Origin of the sequence: Marinobacter sp., from assembly GCF_041687235.1 — a bacterium.
GTDB lineage: Bacteria > Pseudomonadota > Gammaproteobacteria > Pseudomonadales > Oleiphilaceae > Marinobacter.
Genome location: NZ_JAWLCH010000010.1, coordinates 54241 through 79507, shown reverse-complemented (window position 1 = coordinate 79507; position 25267 = coordinate 54241). Strand labels below are relative to the sequence as shown.

The 25267-nt window shown below is 58.5% G+C and carries 20 protein-coding genes; 10 read left to right on the top strand and 10 right to left on the bottom strand.

The annotated features are described in order from the left end of the window. Positions 1-128 precede the first annotated feature (128 nt). The 4 genes from ACESMK_RS14315 to ACESMK_RS14300 all read right to left on the bottom strand — a co-directional run bounded on the left by ACESMK_RS14315 (position 129) and on the right by ACESMK_RS14300 (position 5380). The gene (locus ACESMK_RS14315; protein WP_373000072.1) at positions 129-1079 is read right to left on the bottom strand and encodes a DegV family protein; all 951 of its coding nucleotides are present in this window, start codon (positions 1077-1079) and stop codon (positions 129-131) included. Between the two features lie 110 nt (positions 1080-1189). After that, positions 1190-2023, bottom strand: a complete 834-nt coding sequence (locus ACESMK_RS14310) for a metal-dependent hydrolase (protein WP_373000069.1) — start codon at positions 2021-2023, stop codon at positions 1190-1192. Positions 2024-2279: 256 nt separating this feature from the next. Continuing rightward, the gene (locus tag ACESMK_RS14305; RefSeq protein ID WP_373000066.1) at positions 2280-3656 is read right to left on the bottom strand and encodes a solute carrier family 23 protein; all 1377 of its coding nucleotides are present in this window, start codon (positions 3654-3656) and stop codon (positions 2280-2282) included. A gap of 95 nt (positions 3657-3751) precedes the next feature. Beyond that, a complete protein-coding gene (locus tag ACESMK_RS14300) occupies positions 3752-5380 on the bottom strand; it encodes an acyl-CoA synthetase (protein WP_373000063.1) in 1629 nt (542 codons plus the stop codon). A gap of 152 nt (positions 5381-5532) precedes the next feature. Between ACESMK_RS14300 and ACESMK_RS14295 the strand changes: the two genes are divergently transcribed. Further along, a complete protein-coding gene (locus tag ACESMK_RS14295) occupies positions 5533-7035 on the top strand; it encodes a sensor histidine kinase (RefSeq protein WP_373000060.1) in 1503 nt (500 codons plus the stop codon). Continuing rightward, entirely contained in the window at positions 7028-7684 is a 657-nt protein-coding gene (locus ACESMK_RS14290; protein WP_373000056.1) for a response regulator transcription factor, read from the top strand. The genes ACESMK_RS14295 and ACESMK_RS14290 overlap by 8 nt, the downstream gene beginning before the upstream one ends. 6 nt (positions 7685-7690) lie before the next feature. Here the strand turns inward: ACESMK_RS14290 and ACESMK_RS14285 are convergent, their stop codons facing one another. Then, positions 7691-9106, bottom strand: coding sequence for a PLP-dependent aminotransferase family protein (locus tag ACESMK_RS14285; protein ID WP_064227338.1), 1416 nt, complete (start codon positions 9104-9106; stop codon positions 7691-7693). Between the two features lie 213 nt (positions 9107-9319). Here ACESMK_RS14285 and ACESMK_RS14280 point away from each other — a divergent pair, with 213 nt between their 5' ends. From ACESMK_RS14280 to ACESMK_RS14270, 3 genes are read left to right on the top strand one after another with little or no spacing between them, the layout of a single operon-like run. Beyond that, on the top strand, positions 9320-9604 hold the full coding sequence (locus tag ACESMK_RS14280; RefSeq protein ID WP_373000053.1) for a hypothetical protein: 285 nt from the start codon (positions 9320-9322) through the stop codon (positions 9602-9604). Further along, positions 9601-10407, top strand: coding sequence for a PhzF family phenazine biosynthesis protein (locus ACESMK_RS14275; protein WP_373000050.1), 807 nt, complete (start codon positions 9601-9603; stop codon positions 10405-10407). The genes ACESMK_RS14280 and ACESMK_RS14275 overlap by 4 nt, the downstream gene beginning before the upstream one ends. A gap of 43 nt (positions 10408-10450) precedes the next feature. Next, positions 10451-11644, top strand: a complete 1194-nt coding sequence (locus ACESMK_RS14270; RefSeq protein ID WP_373000047.1) for an NAD(P)/FAD-dependent oxidoreductase — start codon at positions 10451-10453, stop codon at positions 11642-11644. Here the strand turns inward: ACESMK_RS14270 and ACESMK_RS14265 are convergent. Together ACESMK_RS14265 and ACESMK_RS14260 are read right to left on the bottom strand one after the other, a co-directional pair. Further along, on the bottom strand, positions 11641-12567 hold the full coding sequence (locus ACESMK_RS14265) for a universal stress protein (protein ID WP_373000044.1): 927 nt from the start codon (positions 12565-12567) through the stop codon (positions 11641-11643). The two genes, ACESMK_RS14270 and ACESMK_RS14265, sit on opposite strands and share 4 nt — an antisense overlap. A 2-nt stretch (positions 12568-12569) precedes the next feature. Next, a complete protein-coding gene (locus tag ACESMK_RS14260) occupies positions 12570-14057 on the bottom strand; it encodes a SulP family inorganic anion transporter (RefSeq protein WP_373000041.1) in 1488 nt (495 codons plus the stop codon). Between the two features lie 335 nt (positions 14058-14392). Here ACESMK_RS14260 and ACESMK_RS14255 point away from each other — a divergent pair, with 335 nt between their 5' ends. Further along, complete coding sequence (locus tag ACESMK_RS14255) at positions 14393-15673, top strand: MgtC/SapB family protein (RefSeq protein WP_373000038.1); 1281 nt, start codon at positions 14393-14395, stop codon at positions 15671-15673. Positions 15674-15676: 3 nt separating this feature from the next. On the opposite strand, the gene alkB is transcribed toward ACESMK_RS14255, so the two are convergent. Then, entirely contained in the window at positions 15677-16327 is a 651-nt protein-coding gene (alkB, locus tag ACESMK_RS14250) for a DNA oxidative demethylase AlkB (protein WP_373000035.1), read from the bottom strand. A gap of 115 nt (positions 16328-16442) precedes the next feature. On the opposite strand from alkB, the gene ACESMK_RS14245 reads away from it, so the two are divergent. Further along, the gene (locus tag ACESMK_RS14245; RefSeq protein ID WP_373000032.1) at positions 16443-19268 is read left to right on the top strand and encodes an HD domain-containing phosphohydrolase; all 2826 of its coding nucleotides are present in this window, start codon (positions 16443-16445) and stop codon (positions 19266-19268) included. A 49-nt stretch (positions 19269-19317) separates the two neighbouring features. Then, positions 19318-20097, top strand: a complete 780-nt coding sequence (gene djlA / locus ACESMK_RS14240) for a co-chaperone DjlA (protein WP_373000029.1) — start codon at positions 19318-19320, stop codon at positions 20095-20097. Positions 20098-20118: 21 nt separating this feature from the next. Here djlA and ACESMK_RS14235 read toward each other — a convergent pair whose 3' ends face one another. Further along, positions 20119-20727: a methyltransferase family protein gene (locus ACESMK_RS14235; protein ID WP_373000026.1), complete on the bottom strand. Its 609-nt coding sequence runs from the start codon at positions 20725-20727 to the stop codon at positions 20119-20121. A gap of 172 nt (positions 20728-20899) precedes the next feature. On the opposite strand from ACESMK_RS14235, the gene ACESMK_RS14230 reads away from it, so the two are divergent. Beyond that, positions 20900-22405: an amidase gene (locus tag ACESMK_RS14230; RefSeq protein WP_373000023.1), complete on the top strand. Its 1506-nt coding sequence runs from the start codon at positions 20900-20902 to the stop codon at positions 22403-22405. Between the two features lie 127 nt (positions 22406-22532). Then, positions 22533-24389, top strand: a complete 1857-nt coding sequence (locus ACESMK_RS14225; protein WP_373000020.1) for a putative bifunctional diguanylate cyclase/phosphodiesterase — start codon at positions 22533-22535, stop codon at positions 24387-24389. On the opposite strand, the gene ACESMK_RS14220 is transcribed toward ACESMK_RS14225, so the two are convergent. Further along, the gene (locus ACESMK_RS14220; RefSeq protein WP_373000017.1) at positions 24374-25117 is read right to left on the bottom strand and encodes a pseudouridine synthase; all 744 of its coding nucleotides are present in this window, start codon (positions 25115-25117) and stop codon (positions 24374-24376) included. The two genes, ACESMK_RS14225 and ACESMK_RS14220, sit on opposite strands and share 16 nt — an antisense overlap. Positions 25118-25267: the final 150 nt, after the last annotated feature.

Genomic DNA, 25267 nt, shown 5'->3' with positions numbered 1-25267 from the left:
TCCTGTTGTTGGAATGAAACACACTGACCAGAGGCTAACACGAAGTCCGGGCTGGCAGGTTTGCCAAAACTACAGACCAAGGGGCGCGGCTGGGCCAGTCCGATCCAGCCGTATGCATCAGGATGGGGCTATTGGAAGTCGTTGAAACTATGAGGCTCGGCAGCCAGCGCCAGGCACAGACTGCCGGGGCCGACATAGATACTGCTGGTTATACCCATCTGGGAGAGCAGCAACTCGACACCATTGCGCTCGCAGGCATCCCGCAGGCGATTGAGACCGGGCAAATCCTCGATTTCAGTCCAGGTCAGGCCGCAGGAGAGACTGACATAGGGCGTCAGAAGCCCGGCTTCCACCCGGGCGGAGGCATAGTTCATCACCTTCTCCACTGCCACATCGAAACTCCGGGTTTTGGCGGCCGGCTGGCCTTCCGCGCCCTGCCCGAAGATCACCGGGGTGATGTTCAATGCCTTGCCAAGAAAGGCCACCAGCGCCGACACGCTCTTGTCACCACGGCGCCTCGCCCGCTCACGAATGTAGTGCAGATCCCGGGGAATCACGCAGGTGTAGATCTTGTCGGTGAAGGCTTCTACCTCGTGACGCAGGGCATTCTTGGACACTTTCTGGTTGATCAGCTTCAGCGTATGCGCTGCCAGCAAGCCCTGTCCGGCAAAGATCTGTTTGCTGTCAATGACCCGCATGAAGAACCTGCCGTCCCGGCCTGCAGCTTCCCGCGCACCCTCGTAATGCGCCAGGACACTGTTCATGGCCTCGGTGGCATTCTGGAAAATCAGGCTTCGGGTTTTTGTGACAGTTTCGCAGATGGCGACATCAAACTGGGTAACGATCTCCTCCATGAAAAGATCGTGGATCTGTTCGGCGGTGAACGCCCGGGTTTCGGCCTGGTGCCCTTTCTGCAACAGACCGCTCTGGTAGAACTCCTGGGTCCGCACCGGGTCATGCTTGTCTATGTACGTCTGGCCGTCGATTACAGCAGTAACAGGAAGGATGAACAGATCGTGCTTGCGGCTGAATTCATAGGGTAAGTCGCACGCAGAATCGACAATCAAACCAACTCGCATGGTGGGCCTCCAGCTCCGGGCAGCTTCTCGAGTGGAAGCCCCCTTTATTGTCGTTATTTTTTATGCCGCACAGTTTTACATAGCCCGATCAGAATTTCAGCAACCCCGGCTTATCCTGCAGTCGATGTCATATCAAGCTCCCTCAGGTTACGCTCGAGAAGCTCACGGTTATCTTGCTGCCAGGGATGAAAGCCCCTGCGGAAATAAGCCAGAAAATCCGGCAGACATTTGCGAAGTACCCCGGGTTTTCCCCACAGGAAATTCAGGCCACCAATCCAGGTGCGAAGATTCCACAGCTTTCCATCGGCTTTCAGGAGGCTACAGGTGTTCAGGAAGGTGTACTTGAAGAAATTCCAGGTAACAAACAGGAAGACGATCCGGCGCAGCCGCTCGTTACCGACACATTCCCGGTAAACATCAAAGGCAACGGATTTGTGTTCGGTTTCCTCAATGGCATGCCAGCGCCAGAGCTTAGCCATGGCCGGCGTGGCCCCTTCCATCCATTCAGGATGACTCAGAATCGCGTTGGCCAGAACAGCCGTGTAATGCTCGGCACCACAGGTGCCCGCCAGTTGCCGGCTTGGCGGCAGATTCCCGACCCACTCCATGTGCTTGCGGAACCGCCGATCGAGGGCATCAATATCATAGCCCCTGGCCTTCAGCGCTTCGTTGTAGTCTTTGTGTTCACGGCTGTGCAGGGCTTCCTGGCCAATAAAACCGCGAATCTCCGCCTTCAGCTTGGGGTCCTCAATCTGGTCACGATAGAGTCGCACGGCATTAATAAACTGCTGCTCACCATCGGGGAACTGCAGGGAAAGGGCGTTGAAGAACGCCGTCCGGAAGGCATCATTACCATGCCAGAGCGTTTTCAGATCTTCACTGATATCAAACCGCAGGTGCCTCGGCTCAACGGTTACACCTTCGGGGGTGGAGCTGATGGTCATGACTGCCTCCTGTTTTTGTAATGTTGTTATCAGTAATGAACAGCGGACAATAAATCATCAGTCAAGGCAGTTTAAACCTGAAAAGCCGCGGGAAGGAATACCTTCACGGGAAATATTCGACAGATTGTCACGAAATGACATTCTGTCAACGGCCGGATTTTGAGGGAAAATACAGGCATAAAAAAGGGAGGCACGGAGCCTCCCAAGGACACACAGGGGGTCAGCGCCTTCCGGTGCAGAGCCGGAAGACGCAGGTTTAGTGCTCTTCTGCGGCTTTGGCGCCCGGCGCTTCCGGGTCGGCGGTAAAGCCAAGCAATTTGGTACGTTCAATCAGGAAATAGAGGACGGCGCCAGTGGCCAGGCCCCAGCCTGCACCGTATACCGCCAGAACCACACCCATGGTGCCGGCAATACCACGCTCGGTGTTGTTCTCAAGCTGCTCCAGACCCACCATCAGACAGATATAGCCGGTCAGCAGCAGGGTCAGCGACAGGGCAATGGGCAACACCGGCTGGAAAAAACTCACCAGCGGCAGAACGAACAGGGCAATGAAACCCGTAATCCAGAAGGTACCGCCGCCACTGTAGATAGAGTCCATGGCGTTGCGGCCGTACTTGTAACGCTCGGCCATGGTGGCAGTGACGGCCGTCCAGATCGGGCCCGCCAGCCCAGGGTAAGGCGCAAAGAAAGCATGACCACCGTTGCGGATAGCGGTTACCAAATGAACCCGGTCGATGCTGTTATCGATGTCTTCGTCTTTGCGGAGGTGGTCAACACGGTTCATCAGTGACTGCCCCACCACGATGTCGCCAAAGGCAATAACGTAGGCGATCACGGCTGTAGGAATCGCGTACAGGAAGACATTCGCATCCGGGAAACCAACGGCGAATGGCAGATAGTTCCACAGCTCATCAAACGCTGGTTTGGTAATGCCCCATTCCACATTGGGCACGGCGTATTCGCCAGTGGCAAAGCCAACCAGAATCGCAACCACCATACCCGGCACCATGCCGTAATTGGCAATCTTGCGGGCGATGGAGTTGCTTTCCACAAAGCCCTTGAACGACACGGAAAACATAAGGTACAGGCACACCAGACCGCCAATAATCAGGGAGATTGGCGTGTTAGCCAGGCGGCCACCCGCTTCGATCTCACCCATCAGGGCGGCAATACCGGCGCCGATGATAATCCCGCCCTTCATGGAGCGGGGAATCAGCTCCACCAGCTTGCTGCCCAGGCGGGTAATGCCCAGAACCAGGAAGATAATGAATACCAGGAACTGCAGGGCGAACAACGCCTGGATTGCCTCGGGACCAGGTTCATAATCACTCAGAAACAGCAGTACCACAGGGATACCCGGCGTGATCCAGCCCGGCACCAGGGGCACACCCAGCAGCGCCGGCAGCATGAAGCCGATACCGCAGATCACCACGTAGGCCAATGCCACGTCGTAAGGCACACCCAGGTATTTCTCAAGCAGGGGAATCATGGCCAGGCTAACCACGAACATGATCAGGGCCTGCACCATCTCCGCAAATTCCCAGCGGTAATGAACAAACGGCAGACGAACCTTGAAGGGACCAGCCGGCCAGTACGGCTGCTCTTCCCCGTTCTTTCGGTGAAACATTTGCATAAAAAGGTCTCCGGGCTCACGCGGCGCGTGGGCCTGACAGCGTTGTTTTTCTGGTTAAAGCCGGCTGCGCCGGAATGGCGCAGCCGATCGGGGGATCAGTCCAGCTCTTTGGCCTGGTCCCTCAGCACGAACTTCTGGATCTTGCCCGTGGAAGTCTTGGGCAGCTCCGAGAAGACGATGGTCTTGGGAACCTTGAACCGGGCCAGATGTTCGCGACAGAAGTTGATGATGTCCTCTTCGCTGACCTGCCCGGCCTCCGGCTTGAGAGTGACGAAGGCACAGGGGGTTTCGCCCCACTTCTCGTCAGGCCGGGCAACCACGGCCGCCTCGAGCACCGCCGGGTGGCGATACAGGGTATCCTCAACCTCAATGGTGGAAATGTTCTCACCACCGGAGATGATGATGTCCTTCAGCCGGTCCTTGATCTCCATGTAGCCGTCTTCGTGCCACACAGCCAGGTCGCCGGTATGGAACCAACCGCCCCGGAAGGCTTCTTCGGTCGCCTTGGGGTTCTTCAGATAGCCCTTCATCACGGTGTTGCCGCGCAGGAAGATTTCACCGATGGTCTTGCCGTCTTTGGGCACCGGCTCCATGGTGTTCGGGTCGCCAACCATGGTGCCAGCCAGGGTGTGATAACGAACGCCCTGGCGAGCCTTCTTGCGGGCGCGATCATGCAGCGGCAGCGCATCCCACTCGGTCTTCCACGCGCAAACCGTCACCGGACCATAAACTTCGGTCAGGCCGTAAACGTGAGTCACCTGGATCCCCATCTCTTCGATGGCACCGATAACCTGGGCGGGGGGCGCAGCACCGGCGGTCATGGACTTCACTTCGTGATCGATACCCGCCTTGGCGGATTCCGGAACGTTCAGCAGCGCGTTGAGAACAATCGGTGCGCCGCACATATGGGTAACCTGATGGTCGCGGATCAATTGCAGGATCTTTTCCGGGTCAACCCGGCGCAGGCAGACGTGGGTTCCAGCCATGGCGGTGATAGTCCAGGGGAAACACCAGCCGTTGCAGTGGAACATCGGCAAGGTCCACAGGTACACCGGGTGCATGTCCATGGACCAGACTGCCTGGTTGCCGATGGCATTGATGTAGGCGCCACGGTGATGGTAGACCACACCTTTCGGATTGCCGGTCGTGCCGGATGTGTAGTTCAGGGAGATGGCATCCCACTCGTTGTCGGGGAAGCTCCACTGGAACGACGGATCCCCTTCCTGCAGGAAGGCCTCGTAATCCAGATCGCTGACCTGAACGCCCTCGCCGTACTCGGGATCGTCCACATCAATCACCAGTGGCTTGGTGTCCAGCCGGCTTACGGCGTCCCTGACCACCTCTCCGAATTCACGGTCGGCAATCACAACCTTGGCTTCACCGTGTTCCAGCATGAAGGCAATGGCTTCGGCATCGAGGCGAACATTCAGGGTGTTCAACACCGCACCGATCATGGGCACCCCGAAATGGGCCTCCACCATGGCGGGAATATTCGGCAGCATGACGGCAACGGTATCACCGCGACCAATACCGCGACCTTTCAGAGCCGACGCCATACGGCGGCATCGTTCATAGGTCTGCGCCCAGTTGTAACGGATCGCCCCGTGAATAACCGCGGGGTACTCCGGGTACACGGTGGCAGTGCGTTCGATGAAATCAACGGGAGATTGAACGGCGTAGTTGGCGTCGACGGGCGCGAGGCCCTGGTCAAATATCGAGGTCATTGCGTGGTCCTCTTGAGTACTGTTGTTCTTATGGCGTATTCAGGAATATCGCTAAACTAGCTATACTTCGGGCTGGCCAGAATAGTATTGGATAGAATAAATACTAGAAACTATACCAACGTATTATAGTTAATTTACTATACCGATAAGCCATGAACGATTCTTCCACTCCAAGTGTATTTAGTTTGCACGACGCCGACCCGCAACCCGGATTGATCCTGGATGCTGACGGCGCCGTTCTCGAGGGCAACGGCGCAAGCCGGAACCTGTGCCAGACGGCGAACCTGGCCTCCCAGTCCGGGCTGCTGCCGGTAAACGTTCTGGCACTTGTGAAATCTGCACTGGAACAGGACCGGGCAATCGAGAATGTCGAAGCCCGTATTCCGGGAACCATCCTGATGTGGACGTTCGTCCCTGATGTCCGAAGCAGCAGGGTTCTGGCACGAGCGAGAGACGCCACAGATGAGATTCTGACCCAGGAAGAGGCAACCCGCTCCAACCGCCTGTACCGGTTGATCACCGAAAACACCACCGACCTGATCTCCCGCCACGCTCCGGACGGGCGCTTTATCGATGCCACCCCCGCGTCATGGCGTCTGCTGGGTTATTGGCCGGAAGAATTACGAGGCAAACCGCTCGAAGAGGTCTTTCGCGGCAACCATGTCGCCCAGAAACTGGCGGAGACCCGAAACCTGCTCCGGGATGACGGCTACGCCACCATGACCCTGGAGATCATCCACCGGGACGGATCCCGCCGCTGGTTCGAGATTGCCAGCCGGGCCATCCGGGAGACCTACACCGGCGCCGTGATTGAGGTCATCAGCGTATCCCGGGACATCACCGCCCGGGTGGAATCCGAGGAGAACAACCGCAGGCTGGCCGACGAACTGGCCCATACCGCCAGGCTCGCCACTCTCGGGGAGCTTGCCTCCAGCATTGCCCACGAGATGAACCAGCCACTGGCCACCATTGTGAACTTCGCCAGTGCCAGCCAGCGCTACCTGAAAAGCGCCCGAACCCACCCCGAATGCCTGGACCGCGTGGATGATGGCCTACAGAAAATTGTTCACCATGCCAACCGCGCATCGGAAGTGATCAAGCGCCTGAGGGCTTTTCTACGCAAGGGCCAGAAGCGCACCGCGCCACTCGCCCTGAATGATGTCGTAAACAACGTCGCCCGCCTGTGTCAGTGGGAGGCCGAGAAGAATAACGTGCAGATCCGCGAGAGACTGGCCTGCTGCGCGCCAGTCATCACCGCCGATCCGGTGCTGCTGGAACAGGTACTGATCAATCTGATCCGAAATGGCATTGAAGCGACGATCGAAGCCCGTCACAAAGAAACCCGGAGCGCACCTGCGCAGATCGTCATAACCACCTGCATCAACGATCAGAACGAAACTCTGATTGAAGTCACTGATGAAGGCCCGGGCCTGGATGAGCAGGGTATCCGGCAGATGTTCCAGCCGTTCTACACCAGCAAGCCCCAGGGACTGGGCCTTGGCCTGTCCATGAGCCGATCGATCATTGAAGGCTTTGGCGGCTTTCTGGATGCCCGCCCCGCCGCGACCGGTGGCCTGTCCCTGATCTGTCGATTCCCGGCCAGCCAGAACCAGAAGCACAGAACCGCAACCACGGAGAACCAGCCCGATGACTGACCACTCTGCCCCGGAAGCCACCACCGTCTATGTTGTTGACGACGACGCAGGCATGCTGGAATCCACCCAATGGTTGCTGGAATCCGTGGGCCTGAACGTCCAGGCCTACAGCGACGGCCGCAAATTTCTGGACGCCGTTGGCAACGGCAAAGCCGGCTGCGTGGTTCTGGATGTGAGGATGCCGGGGCTCGGCGGGCTGAACGTTCAGGAGGAGCTTCAGAAGCGAGGGCTGGACCTGCCCATCATCTTTGTCTCCGGCCATGCGGATGTGCCCATTGTGGTCAGGGCGTTCAAATCCGGCGCTTTCGATTTCATCGAAAAGCCTTTCAATGAACAGCTGCTGCTGGACAGCGTTCAACAGGCCCTTCAGGAACACCAGCAATCCGGCACACAGCTGCAGGGCGATGAAGCAACCGACGCCCTGCTGACCACCCTCACCCGGCGCGAACGGGATGTGTTTCTGCCACTGGCCCAGGGCTACACCAGCCGGGAAATCGCCGAGCAGCTGGATGTCAGCGTCAAGACGATTGATCTGTACCGGGCCCGGGTGATGAAACGCCTGGGCGCCGATCGCCTGCCGGATGTTACCGGCACAGCCATTGCCGCCGGGCTGCTCGACCCGCTGGACCTGCGTAGGGAAAAGAGCTGAACGGCCCTAACCCGCCGCAGCCTGAACATCGTGAGCCAACACTCCCAGTCTGGCCACAGCCTGCTCTATACGTTCACTCCAGGGGTTGGCGCTGTTCAGCCTCAGGCAATTTTCGTATTTGTCGGCGGTGGAGAACATCAGCCCCGGTGCCACGTTGATATCCTCCGCCCTGGCCCTGTGGTAAACCTCCGTACCGGAAACGCCGTCCGGCAACTGCACCCAGAGGACAAATCCGCCCTGGGGTCGACTCACAGCGGTACCTTCCGGAAATGCCCGGGCCACGGCTGTACGCATTCGCTCGGTGGACTCGCGATAGTGCTGGCGCGCCGACCGCAGATAGCGATCGTAACCGCCCTGCTCCAGAAAATGCGCCACCGCCATCTGGGGAATCGAAGAGGTCGCCAGGTTGACGAAATACTTGTGCTGCCTGGCGCTGGCCATATGCCGCCCCGGCACCATCCAGCCCAGCCTCAGGCCTGGCGAGATAGTCTTCGAGAAGGAGCTGCAGTAAATCACGTTATCAGCCCGGTCAAAGGCCTTCGCCGGGCGCGGCCGGTCCCCGGAGTGGTGCAGATCCCCATAAATATCGTCCTCAATCAGCGGCACAGCAGCCGCCGCCAGCATGGAGACCAGCTGCTTCTTGCGCTCGTCAGACATCTGCGCACCCATGGGATTGCTGTGATTGGTCACCACCACACAGGCTTTCAGGGGCCACTGCTCGAGGGCCAGTTGCAAGCCTTCGAGGCTCAGACCTTCGGAAGGATGCGTCGGAATTTCAATGACCTTCAGCCCGACCACTTCCAGGGCCTGAAGAATGCCGGGGAAGGACGGCGATTCCACCGCTACTATGTCACCGGGCTGGGTTACCGCCCGCAGCGCCAGGATGATAGCCTCCTGGGCACCGTTGGTGGCGAGCACGTCATCCGGCGTTACCGGAACCCCGAGGGTCGCCATCCGCTGGGCAATTTGCCGCCGGAACGATTCTTTTCCGGGAAAGGCGTAGTCCAGTGTTTCCAGGCCCCGGCGTGCAGCCCAGAGCGTGCTGTGCTGGATCTGCCGGAGCGGAAGGTAATCCGGATGGGGAATCGCTGTGGCCAGAGGCACCATGCGCTTCTGCTCGTCGGCGCAAAGGTCCAGGGTCATTTCCCGGGCGCTGACCGGCACCGGACGACTGCGATGCCGGCGCATCACCGGTTCGGGTGCATCCACGGTCGGCAACCTTACGAAGTAGCCACTGCGCTCCCGGGCCTGCAAAAAACCCCGTGCTTCCAGGGTCTGGTGCGCTTGCAGGATGGTGGAAATACTCACGCCAAACTGCCGGCTCAGCATTCGCACGCCCGGTAATCGATCACCGTCGCGGTAGACACCGTCCCGAATCAACTCCTGAAGCTGATCCGCCACCTGATTGTAAAGAATGCCCATTGCCCGTCCCTCGTCACTGTTACCTCCGGAGTCACCACTCTATTGCACCAGACACCGCGCTTTTCCATGCAGTACAGATGCTGTCGAATACGACCAGCACAGATCCCAAAAACCACATCCTGTACCGGTTCAAAATGAGATTATCTGAATCTGTAATGACTGTCAGCGGGGGCCGACAATAAACGGAGTCAAAACAGAAGAAGGAGTTTCACCATGGGCATCGCCAACACGCATCTATCTGCACCTGTAGCAACCCGTAAAGACCTGTTCGCTTTGCAGGCCTGCGCGACACCGCTCTTCAAAGGCATGGACGTCACCCGTCGATGGCTCGAAGACCTGGGGTTTTTGATCAACGAACCGACTCGGGAACACTGGGTACTGACGCATTCGGCCCCATTGCCGGAACTGCACTTTTATAGCGCTTCAGAACTGGAGATGTTTGCCCGGCACCGGGCGCATCATTACGCTAGACGATCATTCAAGGAGAAAAGACCATGACACAGCCCCTCTACCAGGTTGATGCTTTTACCAGCAGGATTTTCGGTGGCAACCCGGCCGCGGTCATGCCCCTGGAGCAATGGCTACCGGACAATGTCATGCTCTCGCTTGCCATGGAGAACAACCTCTCAGAAACGGCCTTTCTCGTGCGTCTTCCGGACGACGAGGACGCCGATTTCCATATCCGCTGGTTTACCCCGGGCACAGAGGTGCCACTGTGTGGCCATGCCACCCTGGCCAGTGCCTGGGTTATTTTCAACAAACTTGGCTGGGATGATGAGCGAATCCGCTTTCGCTCCAAAAGTGGTCCGCTCTCCGTCCGGCAGGCAGCAGACGGCTGGCTGGTACTGGATTTCCCGAATCTGGCTTTCGAGGAACAGAGCACGCCGGCACTGATTCGGGAAGCCCTGGATAACGCGCCTGATACTGCGTTTTTCGTTCCAAACGACACCAATTACATGGTGGTTCTGAGGGATGAGGACGCTGTGCGGTCAGCTCAACCGGATATGCGCAAGCTCAAGCAACTGGGCAACCAGGGGCTGATCATCACCGCACCTGGCACCGACTGCGATTTTGTCAGCCGTTATTTCGCCCCGGGCGCCGGCATTGATGAAGACCCGGTTACCGGTTCCATTCACAGTGTGCTGGTGCCCTATTGGTCAGAAAAACTGGACAAGACACACCTGGACGCCCGGCAAGTTTCGGCCCGAGGCGGTGTGCTGCGCTGCGAACTGAAAGGCGACCGGGTAGACATCGCCGGCCAGGCGGCGTTCTACATGGAAGGCTCCGTCTACCTGCCCTGAGACTGGTATACTGCCCGCCGTTTTCTTTCCTTAGGCGGGTACCATGGCGGCAGGTTCAGCATCACAGTACGACGTAATCATCATCGGCGCCGGCGCAGCGGGCCTGATGTGTGCAGCAACCGCCGGGTACCGGGGTCGCCGCGTGCTGGTGCTGGATCACGCCAACAAACCCGGCAAGAAAATCCTCATGTCCGGCGGCGGGCGCTGCAACTTCACCAATCTGAACAGCACGCCCGCCAACTTCCTGTCGGATAACCCGCACTACTGCATTTCCGCGCTCAAGCGCTACACGCCCCAGGATTTTCTGGAACTGGTGGACCGCCACGGCATTGAGCATGAGGAAAAAGCCCCCGGCCAGTTGTTCTGCAAGGACAGCGCCAAGGACATCCTCAACATGCTACTGACCGAATGCGAGTGGGCGGGGGCGGAAGTGAGAATGAAGACAGCGGTCGACCGCATTTCCGAAACCGACAGCGGCTACCGTTTGCGCGTCGGATCCGGGGATCTCAGCTGTGAATCCCTGGTGATCGCCACCGGTGGCCTGTCGATTCCCACCATGGGCGCCACCGCCTTTGGTTACCGGGTAGCCGAGCAGTTCGGGCTGGACATACTTCCCACCCGCGCGGGCCTGGTGCCCTTCACCCTGCAGCCGGAATTGAAAGAACAGCTCGCGCCTTTGTCCGGTGTCAGTTGCCCCGTTGACGTGCAGTGCCATGGCCAGCACTTCCGGGAACCGATGCTGGTCACCCATCGCGGGCTCAGTGGCCCGGCCATGCTCCAGATTTCCAGTTTCTGGGAGCCGGGCGACAGCCTGGCAATCAATCTGCTGCCGGCCTGCCGCATCAAGGATGACCTGCTGAACCTCCGGAAAACCCGCCCGCAATCGACCATTGCAAACTACCTGACCCAGCACCTGCCCAAACGGTTTGCCCAGGCCTTCAACGAGCTGCAGGGCTGGACCGGTCCTTTGCAGGGCTACAAGAACAGCGATATTGAGCAGGTTGCTGATATTCTTGGCCAATGGTCGATCAAGCCGGCTGGCACCGAAGGGTACCGCACAGCGGAGGTCACGCTCGGAGGTGTCGACACCCGCCAGCTCTCCTCCAAAACCATGGCGGTTCTGGAGCAACCAAATCTGTATTTCATTGGCGAGGTGGTCGATGTCACCGGACACCTCGGCGGCCATAATTTCCAATGGGCCTGGGCATCCGGTGTTGCTGCGGGGAACGACGCCTAGCGAAGCACCACCAGGGGCTTTTTGGCGGTTTTCAGCATCGTAGTGGTTGTACTGCCCACGAGGAACTGGCGGATGCGGGAGTGCCCATAGGCGCCCATCACCAGGATGTCGATATCGTGTTCTTCCTGGTAGGCGTGCAACGCGGGTTCCACATCGCCGGCACGGATCGCCAGAGTGATTTCGGATTCCAGCCCTGCCAGCATTTTTTCGGCTTTCCTGAGCTGCTCCCAGCGGTCGCTGGTGTCCGGCCCAACCATCACCAGATGCAACGGCATGCCTTTCAGAACCGGACTTCCGGCCAGCAATTCAACCCCTTTGAAGGCCGTTGCGCTGCCATCAAAGGCCAGCATGGCACTGCGGGGCTGGGTGAACTCGTCCGGGACCAGGAGAATCGGGCGATGCATGCTGCGGATCACCGTCTCCAGCTGGCTGCCAATGTGGGTGTCACGCTCGGAGCTGCTCTCGCCGTGCAAGCCCATCACCAGCAGGCGAGTCTGGTTCTCCAGCGCCAGCAGTGACTCGGTCAGGTCACCATGGCGCTGACGCTGCACCACGTCACTGACACCGGCTTCGCTGACCCGCTTTTCCGCTTCGTCCAGCATGTGGTGGCCATGCTCAAGTGCCAGCTTGGCGCGTTTGCGGTCCAGCTCTGCCAGGTCTTCGAGCAGCTGTTCACGGCTGCCCAGACCAATGTTGCCAGCCAGATCCGGCTCCGCCGGATAACGTTCCTCGTCCAGCACGTGCAGCAGCATCATGGGCGTTTCCATGTGCTTGCTGGCCCAGGCTGCGTAATCGCAAACCGCTGGCGCCGCCTGGGAGCCATCAATACAGGCAACTACTCGTAACATCTCAACCTCGCCTTCATGATCCTTGTGATTGTTATTCTGACTGCGATCGTTGTTGGATTCCTTGGTCTGTGTCATGTTCAGTGCCCCATCAGCTGGTCAACGGCGTCCGGCTTGTCGTGCACACCGAAGCGGTCAACGATCGTGGCACTGGCTTCGTTCAGCCCGATAACCTCAACTTCCGAACCCTCACGGCGGAACTTGATCACGGCCTTGTCCAGGGCACCAACCGCGGTAATGTCCCAGAAGTGCGCCCGTGTAAGGTCAATGACCACATTATCGACTGCTTCTTTGAAATCAAAGGATTCCGTGAATTTTTCCGAGGAACTGAAAAACACCTGGCCCACAACTGTGTAGGTGCGGGTATCGGTTGCTTCATCCAGCTCGGAAGTCACCAGCATGTAATGGCCAACTTTGTTGGCAAAAAACAGGGCCGCCAGGAGAACGCCGGCCAGTACGCCAAACGCCAGGTTATGGGTGGCAACCACTACAATCACCGTCACAACCATCACGATGTTGGTTGAAAGCGGATGTTCCCGCAGGTTCTTGATCGAGCCCCAACTGAAGGTGCCAATCGACACCATGATCATCACAGCAACAAGGGCCGCCATGGGGATCTGGACCAGCCACTTGTCCAGCACCAATACCATAATCAGCAGGAACACACCGGCCGTCAGTGTCGACAGCCGGGTACGGCCGCCAGATTTGATATTGATAATGGACTGCCCGATCATCGCGCAGCCCGCCATACCACCAAGCAGGCCGGAGCCGATGTTGGCAATGCCCTGACCCTTGCACTCACGGTTGCGGTCACTGGTGGTGTCGGTCAGGTCATCGACGATGGTTGCGGTCATCATCGATTCCAGCAGCCCCACAACGGCCAGCCCCACGGAGTAAGGCAGGATGATCATCAGGGTTTCCAGGTTCAGGGGCACATCCGGCCACAGGAAGATCGGCAGCGTATCGGGCAATTCGCCCATATCACCGACCGTGCGGATATCGAGGTTCAGGTACATGGCAACGCCGGTCAGAACCACAATGCACACCAGGGGTGAAGGCAGGATCTTGCCGATCCGGGGCAGCAGCGGGAAGAGGTAGATAATCCCCAGGCCGGCCGCTGTCATGGCGTAGACGTGCCAGGTAACGTTGGTCAGTTCGGGCAACTGAGCCATAAAAATAAGGATGGCCAGGGCGTTTACAAAACCGGTTACCACCGAGCGCGAAACGAACCGCATCAGGCCGCCGAGCTTGAGATAGCCCGCGGCAATCTGAATAACACCGGTCAGCAGCGTCGCAGCAAGGAGGTACTCGAGACCATGCTCTTTCACCAGCGTCACCATCAACAGGGCCATGGCGCCCGTGGCGGCCGAAATCATACCGGGACGGCCGCCCACAAAGGCAATGATCACCGCGATACAGAACGAGGCGTAAAGACCCACTTTGGGATCGACACCGGCAATGATCGAGAAGGCGATGGCCTCCGGGATCAGTGCCAGTGCCACAACGATACCAGCGAGCACATCGCCACGGATATTCGAAAGCCAGTTGGCTTTTAGGGAATTCACCATAATGTCGGGTTTCCGGATTGCTGTAGAAATAAGAAAAGCTGAGACAAAACCGTCGATTGCACCCAATATGACAAACATTGGCTACAGGCATATTTCTCAGGGAGTTAACCAGAGGGAGAGGAATCTGAGCGCTAGGGCGGAAGGATCGTCACGGTTTTGGTTTGCTGCACGGTTGATGAAAATCAGGTAACTGCGAATTTCAGGGTCGCGAAGCTTACCAGACCCCTCGCCGGAAAGTAAGGCGCTTAGGGGTAACTTCTTAGACGTCTAACGATCGACTGCCTCTCCTGCTATCATCAGATGATCCATTTGATGAGAGGAGCTTTGACCCACCCATGGATGATGTTGCCTCCCAGTTTCTGTCCGGAAACCAGATCACGCTTAACCTTGCTGTCGCTCTTCTTCTCGGCGCCATTATTGGCCTGGAGCGAGGATGGGATGCCCGGGAACAGAAATCCGGAGAGCGGATTGCCGGCATCCGGACCTTTGCTCTGGTGGGGCTTCTGGGGGGCATTTCTGCCGTACTGGCCAAGGAAATCACCGAGTGGGCGTTTCCCGTGCTCTTGATCAGTGTGGTAGCCATGGCCATTGTGGCCTACAGCGAACGGCTGGAGCACATCCGCAATTTCAGCATCACCGGTATGGTCGGTATGGTGCTGACCTTCTGTTTCGGCGCCGTCGCGGTCGCGGTGGATCCGGTCATTGCCATCGCTGCCGCGGTTGTTACTGCCTTTATCCTGGACAACAAACAGGAAATCCACGGCTGGGTCAACAAGCTGAAGGAACATGAACTGGATGCCGCTCTCAAGCTGCTGCTGATCTCCGTGGTCATGCTGCCGTTGCTGCCAAACGAGAAGATGGGGCCTGGCGGCGTTCTGAATCCCCGGGAAATCTGGTGGATGGTAGTGATGATCGCCTCCATTTCCTTTGTTGGCTATTTCGCCATACGGGTAGCCGGCACCCGCAAGGGCATCCTGTTTACCAGCCTGTTCGCCGGGCTGAGCTCATCTACTGCCCTCACCCTGCACTTTGCTCGTCAGGCCTCAAAGAATCCGGAGCTCAATGCCCAGTTCGCCGCCGGCATCCTGATTGCCTGCGGCACCATGTTTCCCCGGATTCTCGTTTACTGCCTGGTGATTAACAGGGACTTGCTGCCAAATCTTATCTGGCCCGTCATCGTGATGACGCTTCTGCTCTACGTGCCCGCGCTGATTATCTGGCGCAGAAACGAGAAACACCTGCAAGTCAGCCAGCCGACTCTGAGCCAGAATCCACTGGACCTTACCTCTGCTCTGGTCTTTGGCGTGCTGCTGACAGCGATATTGTTACTGGGCGAGTTCCTGGGTAGCTGGCTGGGCGATGCGGGTATTTATGTCCTGGCGGCGACCTCCGGTATTGCGGATGTGGACGCCATTACCCTGTCCCTCACCCGCATGTCCAACAACAGCCTGGCCATGGAAACGGCCGTGATCGGAATAGTAATCGCCGCCGCCACCAACAATCTGGTCAAATCGGCTCTTGCGGGGTTTGTTGGTAATCGTCAGACCGGGCTACTGGTCGGCGGCCCTATGGTGCTCTCGCTGGCAGCCGGCCTGCTGGTCGCCTGGTTGCAATGAGTTCTATCGGGCGCGCCGGAACGTCAGATTGTAACGGCACGCACCAGTCATCGGGTGTTCCCCGGCTTTCAGAGTAAGGACACCGTGATATCGCATCCGTGACGGGCCGCCCCACACCACCACGTCACCGTGGGCAAGCGGAACCCGGATGGGGCGTTCGCTGCGTTTAAGTCCGCCAAACTGGAACACGATTGGCAGGCCGAGGGACACCGAGACGATCGGCTGACTGAAATCCTGTTCATCCTTGTCCTGGTGCAGCCCCATTTTTGCGCCGGGCTGGTAACGGTTGATCAGGCAGGCATCTGGCTCAAATCCTTCAAAGCCCGCGGTTTCCGCTGCCCTCCTGGCCAGTTCACGGAAGATTGAGGGCATGGCGGGCCACGCCCGGCCGGATTCCGGGTCGTCCGACTGATATCGGTACCCTCGGGTATCCGTGACCCAACCCAGCTTCCCGCAACAGCTCATGGCGGCAGACATCGCATGGCCACCAGGCGTTTTCATGTACCGGAGTGGCGCCTCAGAGGTCACCCGGCCAATGGCTTCCAGCAACGCCCCCGCATCGGCAAGCGCAAACTGGCGCAGTACAACGGCACCCTCCATCAGAGGCTCAACGGTCTGTTGAGGTGGCAATTCGCCGAACAGGTCTTGAGTCATAACTTGCGATTTCTCATGAAAAAAACGGAAAAATTGAACGTCAGCGTCTAGTCTTTGACTAGGCAGGGGTCTCCCCCTGTTGTCTTACGCCAATCTACACCCGCAAGGATCATCCATGCATCGAAAACGCCAGTCGGCCCAGGTTTCGCTGGCCCTTCTGATTGCATCGGCCATCACGCTCGCCATGCTGGTTCTGACCATCGTGCTGATCGGCCAGAGTTTCCGAGGCATGGAGGCAGCCAAAGTATCGGCCGCAAGCGCCACCGCCCGCCAATTGGCACTCAGCGTTGATGACCGGATTCACGCCATCACAGCGCCACCGTCCACGGCCCTGGCTGTGCTCAGCCATGACAGCCTCGCCGCCGCACAGACACTGCCGCAACGCCTTGACCGGCTTCCGGTGATGGCAGACATACTTGCCAGCAGCGATATCGTCAGCGCCGTCTATGCCGGTTATCCGAACGGAGACTTTATTCTCCTGCGGAAGGTTCGCAGTTCCGGAACCCTTCAGTTTCCGGACGCCCCGGAAGAAACCCGGTTTTTGCTACAGACGATTTCCCACGGCAGAGGTGAAATACCCGGCCAATGGCGTTTCTACAACGCCGACATGCAGATGATCGGGCAAAGACCGGTACCCGAGTACGACTTCGACCCGCGAACGCGCCCCTGGTTCAACGCGGCCAAGGCCTCGGATTCCACTGAACTGTCGGCACCCTACGCTTTCTTTACCACCCAGGAAACCGGAATAACGCTGTCCCGCCGCGCATCGGAAGAAACCGGCGGGCCCGGTACCGTTTTCGGTATCGATGTAACGGTGACCGATTTGAGCAGCCAACTGGCAGAACTTCGCCAGACCCCCAATACCCGGATTGCCATCGTTAACCAGGATCGGGAAGTCCTCGCCGACTCCGGCAACCGCACAACGCCAGACCCAGCCATCGTTGGTGCACTTGATCAGACCGGTGACTACGTTGAAGGCAGCGCCGTTAACCGCTTCAGTGTCGACGGAGCAGACTGGTATGGAATGTCGGAGCCCCTGAGCGCGCTGCAGCAGGAGGGGCTTACAATCGCGGTGGCGATACCCTCGGACGAGCTGCTGGCAGAGGTCTGGGCGGCGCTGGCGAGGCAAACGGTGATCGCCGGACTCATCGCCCTGCTGTTGCTCGTCATTGGCTGGTTCCTGGGCCGCCAGGTAGGCCGCCCCCTGGAACACCTGACCAATCAGGTCAGCCGGCTATCACGGTTCCGGTTTGATACCCCGGTAAGGTCCGATTCCCACATCCGCGAAGCCCGCCAGTTGAGTGTGGCGCTGGACGACATGGCGAGAACCATCCGCAGCTTCCAGAGCATCGCATCAGTGCTCAACCGCGGCCAGGACCTGAACCACCTTTTGCGGGATATTCTTAAACAGATCATTCACATCGTCGGCCAGGAACGTGGCGGCATTTACCTGTTTACCCGCCAGAAGGAGCAACTCTCGCTGGCCGTGAGACAGGCTCTTGAGCTGCCCGAAACCATCTCTGGGGTACCGGCGGAGTCTGATGATGGTGCCATCATCCGCCTACTGCGGCAGCACATCGACGGACATCCGGTATTCGCGGTTCTCCGCAACCGCCGCAAACAGCTGATCGGTGTCCTGGCAATAGAGATGGAGCTGGGTGATCACACCCAACTGAGCGATGACCTTATCATCTTCGTGGATGAAATTGCCGGCTCTGCCGCCGTAGCCATCGAAACCCGGGAACTGATTGAGAGCCAGCAGGCGCTGCTGGAGGGCATCATCCGGCTGGTGGCCAATGCCATCGACGCCAAATCACCCTACACGGGTGGCCATTGCGAGCGGGTGCCAAAGCTTGCCCAGATGCTGGTTGATGAAGCCATCGCCAGCAACGACCGTGCCTTCGACTCGTTCACCATGACCGAAGAGCAGCTCCAGGAATTCCATCTGGCCGCCTGGCTCCACGACTGTGGGAAGATCACCAGCCCGGAGTATGTGGTCGACAAGGCGGTCAAGCTGGAAACCATTCACAACCGCATCCACGAAGTCCGTACCCGGTTCGAAGTCCTGCATCGGGACGCAGACATCCGTTACCTGTCCCGACTCCTGGCAGGCGACGATGAGACGGCCGCTGATGAGGAACGCCAGTCCACCCGGGCCCGCCTGCAGGAGGAATTCCGTTTGATTGCAACGGCCAACCAGGGCACTGAGTTCATGGCCGAAAAAGACATCGAGACGATCCACCGCATCGGCCAGCAAACCTGGTCGCGGCATTTCAGTGACCGGCTCGGACTCTCGCCGGACGAGAGAAATGCCCTGCAGGATAGCCCGGAGCCGCCACTGCCGGCGACTGAACAGCTGCTTGCCGACAAACCGGAACATCTGAGGCCCTGGGGCGAACACATTCCCCCGGTCCGCAAAGACGACCCCCGGAATCGCTGGGGCTTCGACATGAAATTGCCAGAGTACGCCTATAACCGGGGTGAGCTGCACAACCTCACCGTAGCCAAAGGTACGCTGACGGATGAGGAGCGCTTCAAGATTAACGAACACATAGTCCAGACCATCTGCATGCTGGACGCCCTGCCCCTGCCCGACCGGTTGGCCAATGTGCCGAAGCTTGCGGGAACACATCACGAACGCATGGACGGCCAGGGTTATCCCTACGGCCTGACGGCGGCCGAGATGGGGATTCCCGAAAGGATCATGGCGGTTGCCGATGTGTTCGAGGCTTTGACCGCCGTCGACCGCCCCTACAAGGAAGGCAAAACTCTGACCGAATCGCTCGCAATCATGGCCCGGATGGTCGAGGACGGGCACATCGACCGCGCAGTGTTCGAGCTGTTTGTCCGCTCCGGCACTTACAAACGCTACGCCCGGGAGCACTTGCAACCCGGCCAGGTTGACCAGGTCGATGAAAGCCTGTTCATGAACCCGGAGTGAAAAACACGTATATTCTATCGGCTGATTCATTCCTGTTAAGGACCAAGTAATGCTGTTTGCAATCATCGTTGGCGGGCTGATTGGCTACGCCTTTGGCAAATTTCCGGGTTTTCTGGTGGGTGCGGCGATTGGCGCCTTTCTCTTCAACCGTCTGAAGCGCCGACTGCTTGGTAAGCTTCAGAGCATCCAGTCCGGGTTTATCGAATCCGTGTTTGCGGTCATGGGAGCCCTGTGCAAGGCAGACGGCGTTATATCCCGGGATGAAATCCAGATGGCGGAAGCCATGTTTGTACGCTTCCGCCTCAATGAGGAACAGAAAGCCAAAGCGAAGGCCGCCTTCAACCGGGGCAAGGAACCGGACTTTGATCTGGACGCCGAACTGAACCGGTTCCTGCAGGGCAGTGGCCGACAACCGGCCTTCCTGCAGATGTTTCTTCAGGTTCAGGTATCGGCCGTGGCTGCCGATGGCGTTGTACACCCCGCAGAACACGAAATGCTGGTGCGGATCGCCCGCGGTCTGGGCCTGCCCGAGAGCCAGGTTGACCAGTTGGAAGCCATGCTGCGGGGCGCTCACACCCATCGGGCCGGGGCTGGCCAACCCTCTTCAGAAGACCAGATCAGCGATGCCTACAAAGTACTCGGCGTATCACCCTCGGCCAGTGATGCGGACCTCAAGAAGGCCTATCGCAAACTGATGAGCGAGAACCACCCGGACAAGCTTGCGGGTCGGGGACTACCCGAAAGCATGCGGGAAATGGCGGAGGAGCGTACCCGGGAGATCAGTCATGCCTACGATGTCATCAAGGAAGCGCGAAAAAATTCCGCATAACACGCAGCCCCCTCTTCCGGATCAGAACCAGCGTGGAACCCTCACCCGGTAACGCTCGTATTCCTCCCCGAATTTATCCGCCAGCGCCTTCTCTTCCTCCCGGGCCTGGCGGGTAATCACCAGCACTCCCGCCACCAGGCACACCAGCGAAAACACACTGGGCAGAGCCAGGAAAAACCCCAGTTGCCCAGCCATCACAGCCAGAAACAGCGGGTTCCGGGAGCGGGCGAAAGGACCGCTTGTCAGCAGTTTGCGCTGATCCTTGCGGGGATCAATACCGGAACGCCAGTCCTCATGCATGTAAGCCTGCAGATAATTCACCGAGGTGAACGAGGCAATCAGCAATAGCATGCCGGCCAGCAAGACCGGCCACTCGTAAAGCAGGCCGAAAACGCCCAGCCAGCCGTCGATATCCGCAAAAATCCGCACCACGCAAATGCCCAGGATGAGCGCCCGGAACACGTTGAAGATATGCCGATGCCACCAGGGTGCGCTTCCACGACGACCGTAGTTGATGTGAGAAAACTGCATGCGCTGGAACAGACCGAGGCTTCGGCCGGCAAACTGCAGACCGATCATCAGGAAGAAAATTCCGAGAAAGTGCCGTACCAGGGGTTCAATAGATTCCATCAGGATCGCTTACAACGGGTTAAGGTCGACAGCTTATTATCTGAAAACCTCTGTGAAAAGAGTCTGCGCCGGGAGTTGTGACGATCAGGTGCCCACCCTACCTGAAATGACATGTCATCACGTTTTTAAATGCATTAGAGTATTTGAGTGTTTTTTTTCGGAGAATGAGTTTATGTCCGCCCCTGAAACTCCACAGTCTTGCCATGTGTTCAGCAACGACGCCATGGGGCGGGATGACGCCACAGCCCTGGCCGAGAAGATTCGTAATCGGGATATCTCCATTACGGAACTCACCAGGGCAGCCATTGCCAGGGCACGTGCTGCCCAGCCCCTGATCCATGGTGTAGCCGCAGAAAGCTATGACGAAGCCATCCATGCAGCTTCGGTGCTGGATTCAAAAGAGGGCTCCGTTCCGTCGCCTTTTTTCCGGGGCGTACCAACCTACATAAAAGACAACACCAACGTGGCAGGCCTGACTACCCGCCATGGCTCTCTGGCCGTGCCGGAAGCACCGGCAACCGAGACCAGTCCGTTTGCCCGACAGATGCTGGCCCAGGGTTTTCTTTGCCTGGGCAAAAGCACCCTGCCCGAATTCGGGTTCAACGCCACCACCGAACCTGCCCATGGGCCAGCTACACGTAACCCCTGGAATCTGGCTTACTCATCAGGTGCCTCCTCGGGCGGTTCAGCGGCCCTGGTGGCAGCGGGCGTGGTTCCAATTGCCCATGCCAATGATGGCGGGGGCTCCATCCGGATCCCCGCGGCTTGCTGCGGTCTGGTAGGCCTGAAACCCACGCGAGGACGGTTGATCGACAACGAGGCGGCCGCTTCCCTCCCCATCAACATTATCAGCGAAGGTGTATTGACTCGCTCGGTAAGGGATACCGCCAACTTTCTCGATCACGCCGAGACTTATTACCGGAATCCAAAGCTGCCGCCGGTCGGCAAAATCGAGGGCCCGTCGGGTCGTCCCCTGAAAATCGGTCTGGTGCTGGACTCCATTAATGGCCACAAAACTGATGACATTACCCGCCAGACGGTTGAGGAAACCGCGCTCAGGCTGGAAAAACAGGGCCACCACATCGAGCCTGTTCCCGTTCCGGTACACAGCGCGTTCCCGGATGATTTCGCCCTCTACTGGGCATTGCTGGCCTTCGGCATCAGGGCCAATGGCAAAAAACTGCTTCATCCAGCGTTCGACAAACGCCAGACAGACGGACTGACCAACGGGCTCGACCAGAGGTTTCGGCGGCAGTTCTGGCGCCTGCCCACCGCACTCTGGCGGCTGAAGCGGTCCTGGCACGATTATGCACACGCCATGGCCGGTTTTGATGCGGTACTCACGCCAGTGCTGGGTCACACAACGCCACCCCTTGGTCACCTCAGCCCTGACGTGCCCTTCGACACCCTGTTCGATCGACTGCGGCAGTATGTGAGCTTCACGCCGCTGGCCAACGCCACCGGCGCACCGGCAATCTCGATTCCCATGGGGCACACGCCCGACCAACTGCCGGTATCCGTGCAGTTCATGGGGCGTCACGGGGGCGAACGCACCCTTCTGGATATTGCTTACACCCTGGAAGCCGCCCATCCTTGGCCGCTGGCCCGCGATCTCGATCGCCAGGACCGTGACAGCGAAAACCGTATCACCGGCAATTCACTGGCTAATACGGTCTGAGGTTGGACACTTATAAAAACAGCTGCCATATTCTATAGGAAGCTCAGAAATAACCTGACTTCTCCGCCGAACCGAGAGCCCAGGCCGTTCGTATTTCAAGCAAAGGGACAACACATTGAGCCCGGCCATGCGTGACAGTGAAGTCCTCGTGACCCACCACAAGGCGCTGATGGAGCTGAGCCACAACGTCAGCTTTATCGAGATGCCCCGCCCCCGGAAACTGTCAGCCCTTATGGAGCTGTGTACCCGGCTATTGGGGTTGAAGCGGGCAAGCGTCTGGCTGTTTCCTCCGGAACGGGACCGAATCAGCTGCGAGTGGCTGCACGACGAAGATCAGCCAGGCAGCAACAGCTGCGTGCCGCAGAAAGGGTCAGAGTTCAACCTGTTCCGTTCGGACCACCCCGAGTACTTCCGGGCCATTACGGAAGAACGGGTCATTGCCGTGGAAGACGCCCGTAACGATATCCGCACCCGTTCATTCGATAGCGAATATCTGTCTGTTCAGAACATTCACGCCATGCTGGATGCGCCGATTTTCGACGGCGAACGGCTCAGCGGTGTTATCTGTCTGGAATCGGACGTGCGCCGGTCGTGGTCGGTCCCGGACATCTCCCTGGCCGTTGCCATCGCTGACACCATCAGCCTGATGAACACTCACGAAGCCTGGCTGAGATCCAAGCGGGCCCTGGAGTACGTCAGCCGTTACGACTCCCTCACCGGCCTTGCCAATATTGATTCCCTTCGCGACCGGCTCGGTCACCTCGTGCGCAAGATCAAACGACGGGGTACCGGCAGTCTGGCACTGCTGTGGATTGATGTTGACCGCCTGAAAACCATCAACGACGGCCTTGGACCCCAGGCAGGGGATCAGGTCATTGCCGATATTGGCCTCAGGCTGAAAGAGATTCAACTGGCGGGCAAAGACTTTCTGGCCCGCATCGGCGGAGACGAATTTGCACTGGTCATCCGCAATTACACCCTGCCTGGCTTCCTCGATGAAGTGACCCGGGAAATCCAGAGCCGGATCCGCCAGCCCATCCGGGTATCCGATCAGGATCTGAACGTCAGTGCCAGTATGGGCATTTGCCACTTCCCGGGTGACTGCCATGAACCGGAAGAACTGCTCCGGGGCGCGGAAGCCGCGATGTACCATGCCAAAAGACAAGGCCGGGACCGCTCCACCCTGTTTGATTCAGAAATCCAGATGACAGCCCGCTCCCGATTTGCCCTGGAAAGCGAACTGCGGGAAACACTGAAAACCAATGGCCTGGACGTGTTCTATCAGCCGATCATGGATCGAACAGGAGAACAGCTGGAAAGCGCCGAGGCCCTGGTTCGGTGGCAGCACCCACAGCGTGGCTGGCTATCCCCAATCGAGTTTCTGGATGTGGCAAGGAGCGCGGGCCTGATGTACGAACTGGGCGCCTGTGTACTTAAAACCGTCTGCGCGCACTGGCGTGACGCGAGTGACCGGAACATCCCCTTGCCCACCCTTTCCGTCAACCTTTCGGCCGAGCAGGTTCTGGTTCCCGAGTTACCGGAGCTGGTACAGGAAATCTGCAACCAGCACGATATGCCCGTCAGTGCCCTGCAGTTCGAAGTCACTGAAGATTCGATCCAGGGGGATTTCAACGTGATCGGCCGGGTTCTCGAAAAGCTGGTAGAGGCTGGCGCCGAGCTTGCCATCGACGATTTCGGCACCGGCTATTCATCGCTGTCCCGGCTCAAGAGCCTGCCTTTCTCCCGGATCAAGATTGATCGCTCCTTCATCAACAACCTGCCTGACGATGAAAACGATTGCGCCATTACCCTGTCGATCATCGGACTTGCCAGGGGGCTCGGGCTTTCTGTCGTCGCGGAAGGGGTGGAAAGCGAGGCCCATGAAGCCTGGCTGTTCGAAAAAGGCTGCGACTACCTCCAGGGTTACCGCTACAGTAGACCGCTTCCCTACCCGGAATTCATAAGCCGCTACTTTTCAGGCTGATCCGGCACATCAAACCCCGGAAATACCGATAACACCTCCAGGAAACTTGCCTCCGGCGACGCAGTGATCGACATCGGCTCACCCGAGCCCGGGTGCTGAAAGGCCATTCCCGTGGCCGCCAGCATTAACCGACCCTGACCAAACCGCTCGGCGAAATAGCGGTTGTGCCGGCCCCGACCGTGATTGGCATCGCCGATGATCGGGTGGTTAATATGCTTCATGTGCCGTCGCAGCTGATGCTTTCGGCCCGTTTTCGGGCGCAGCTCCACCACCGCATAGCGACTGGTCGGGTATTTCTCGATCTCGACCGGTAGCTCGGTGGTTGCCAGTGTCCGGTACTGAGTGACTGCGTCCCGTACCGGCTGCTCCACCCCCTTCAGACGCCGATCGTCCGGCTCCTCCCGCAGGGGGTGATCAATGTCTCCGCGCTCCGGTGGCCAGCCACGGACCATAGCCAGATAGGTTTTGGTCACCTCGCCAGCCATCATCGCCAAACCCAGTACCCGGGCGGTATCGCTGTCCCTGGCAAACACAAGAATACCGGATGTGGGCCGGTCCAGGCGGTGCACGGGGAAAACATGCTGGCCATCATTGAGTGCACGGGCATATTGCAGGGCAAACTCGGTTTCATGTTTGTCGATCGGGCTACGGTGCACCAGCAATCCTGCCGGCTTGTGCACGACTAGCAAATGTTCGTCCCGATAGAGAACGGTTAGTGGATTGCTCATGAGACAACTGTCATAAAAGCTTCACATTTAAAAGGGGCAGTTGCAGTCAAGACCGCTTCAGAACGGCCGATACCAAAAGTAGATAACCTAATCATGTAAATTCACGTATACACTGAATACATACCCTTTCGCCCGATTACACTCAGGACC

Excerpts from the sequence above, each read along its gene's own strand:
- ACESMK_RS14315 (WP_373000072.1), bottom strand. The coding sequence starts at position 1,079 with ATGCGAGTTGGTTTGATTGTCGATTCTGCGTGCGACTTACCCTATGAA.
- ACESMK_RS14310 (WP_373000069.1), bottom strand. The coding sequence starts at position 2,023 with ATGACCATCAGCTCCACCCCCGAAGGTGTAACCGTTGAGCCGAGGCAC.
- ACESMK_RS14305 (WP_373000066.1), bottom strand. The coding sequence starts at position 3,656 with ATGCAAATGTTTCACCGAAAGAACGGGGAAGAGCAGCCGTACTGGCCG.
- ACESMK_RS14300 (WP_373000063.1), bottom strand. The coding sequence starts at position 5,380 with ATGACCTCGATATTTGACCAGGGCCTCGCGCCCGTCGACGCCAACTAC.
- ACESMK_RS14295 (WP_373000060.1), top strand. The coding sequence starts at position 5,533 with ATGAACGATTCTTCCACTCCAAGTGTATTTAGTTTGCACGACGCCGAC.
- ACESMK_RS14290 (WP_373000056.1), top strand. The coding sequence starts at position 7,028 with ATGACTGACCACTCTGCCCCGGAAGCCACCACCGTCTATGTTGTTGAC.
- ACESMK_RS14285 (WP_064227338.1), bottom strand. The coding sequence starts at position 9,106 with ATGGGCATTCTTTACAATCAGGTGGCGGATCAGCTTCAGGAGTTGATT.
- ACESMK_RS14280 (WP_373000053.1), top strand. The coding sequence starts at position 9,320 with ATGGGCATCGCCAACACGCATCTATCTGCACCTGTAGCAACCCGTAAA.
- ACESMK_RS14275 (WP_373000050.1), top strand. The coding sequence starts at position 9,601 with ATGACACAGCCCCTCTACCAGGTTGATGCTTTTACCAGCAGGATTTTC.
- ACESMK_RS14270 (WP_373000047.1), top strand. The coding sequence starts at position 10,451 with ATGGCGGCAGGTTCAGCATCACAGTACGACGTAATCATCATCGGCGCC.
- ACESMK_RS14265 (WP_373000044.1), bottom strand. The coding sequence starts at position 12,567 with ATGACACAGACCAAGGAATCCAACAACGATCGCAGTCAGAATAACAAT.
- ACESMK_RS14260 (WP_373000041.1), bottom strand. The coding sequence starts at position 14,057 with ATGGTGAATTCCCTAAAAGCCAACTGGCTTTCGAATATCCGTGGCGAT.
- ACESMK_RS14255 (WP_373000038.1), top strand. The coding sequence starts at position 14,393 with ATGGATGATGTTGCCTCCCAGTTTCTGTCCGGAAACCAGATCACGCTT.
- alkB (WP_373000035.1), bottom strand. The coding sequence starts at position 16,327 with ATGACTCAAGACCTGTTCGGCGAATTGCCACCTCAACAGACCGTTGAG.
- ACESMK_RS14245 (WP_373000032.1), top strand. The coding sequence starts at position 16,443 with ATGCATCGAAAACGCCAGTCGGCCCAGGTTTCGCTGGCCCTTCTGATT.
- djlA (WP_373000029.1), top strand. The coding sequence starts at position 19,318 with ATGCTGTTTGCAATCATCGTTGGCGGGCTGATTGGCTACGCCTTTGGC.
- ACESMK_RS14235 (WP_373000026.1), bottom strand. The coding sequence starts at position 20,727 with ATGGAATCTATTGAACCCCTGGTACGGCACTTTCTCGGAATTTTCTTC.
- ACESMK_RS14230 (WP_373000023.1), top strand. The coding sequence starts at position 20,900 with ATGTCCGCCCCTGAAACTCCACAGTCTTGCCATGTGTTCAGCAACGAC.
- ACESMK_RS14225 (WP_373000020.1), top strand. The coding sequence starts at position 22,533 with ATGCGTGACAGTGAAGTCCTCGTGACCCACCACAAGGCGCTGATGGAG.
- ACESMK_RS14220 (WP_373000017.1), bottom strand. The coding sequence starts at position 25,117 with ATGAGCAATCCACTAACCGTTCTCTATCGGGACGAACATTTGCTAGTC.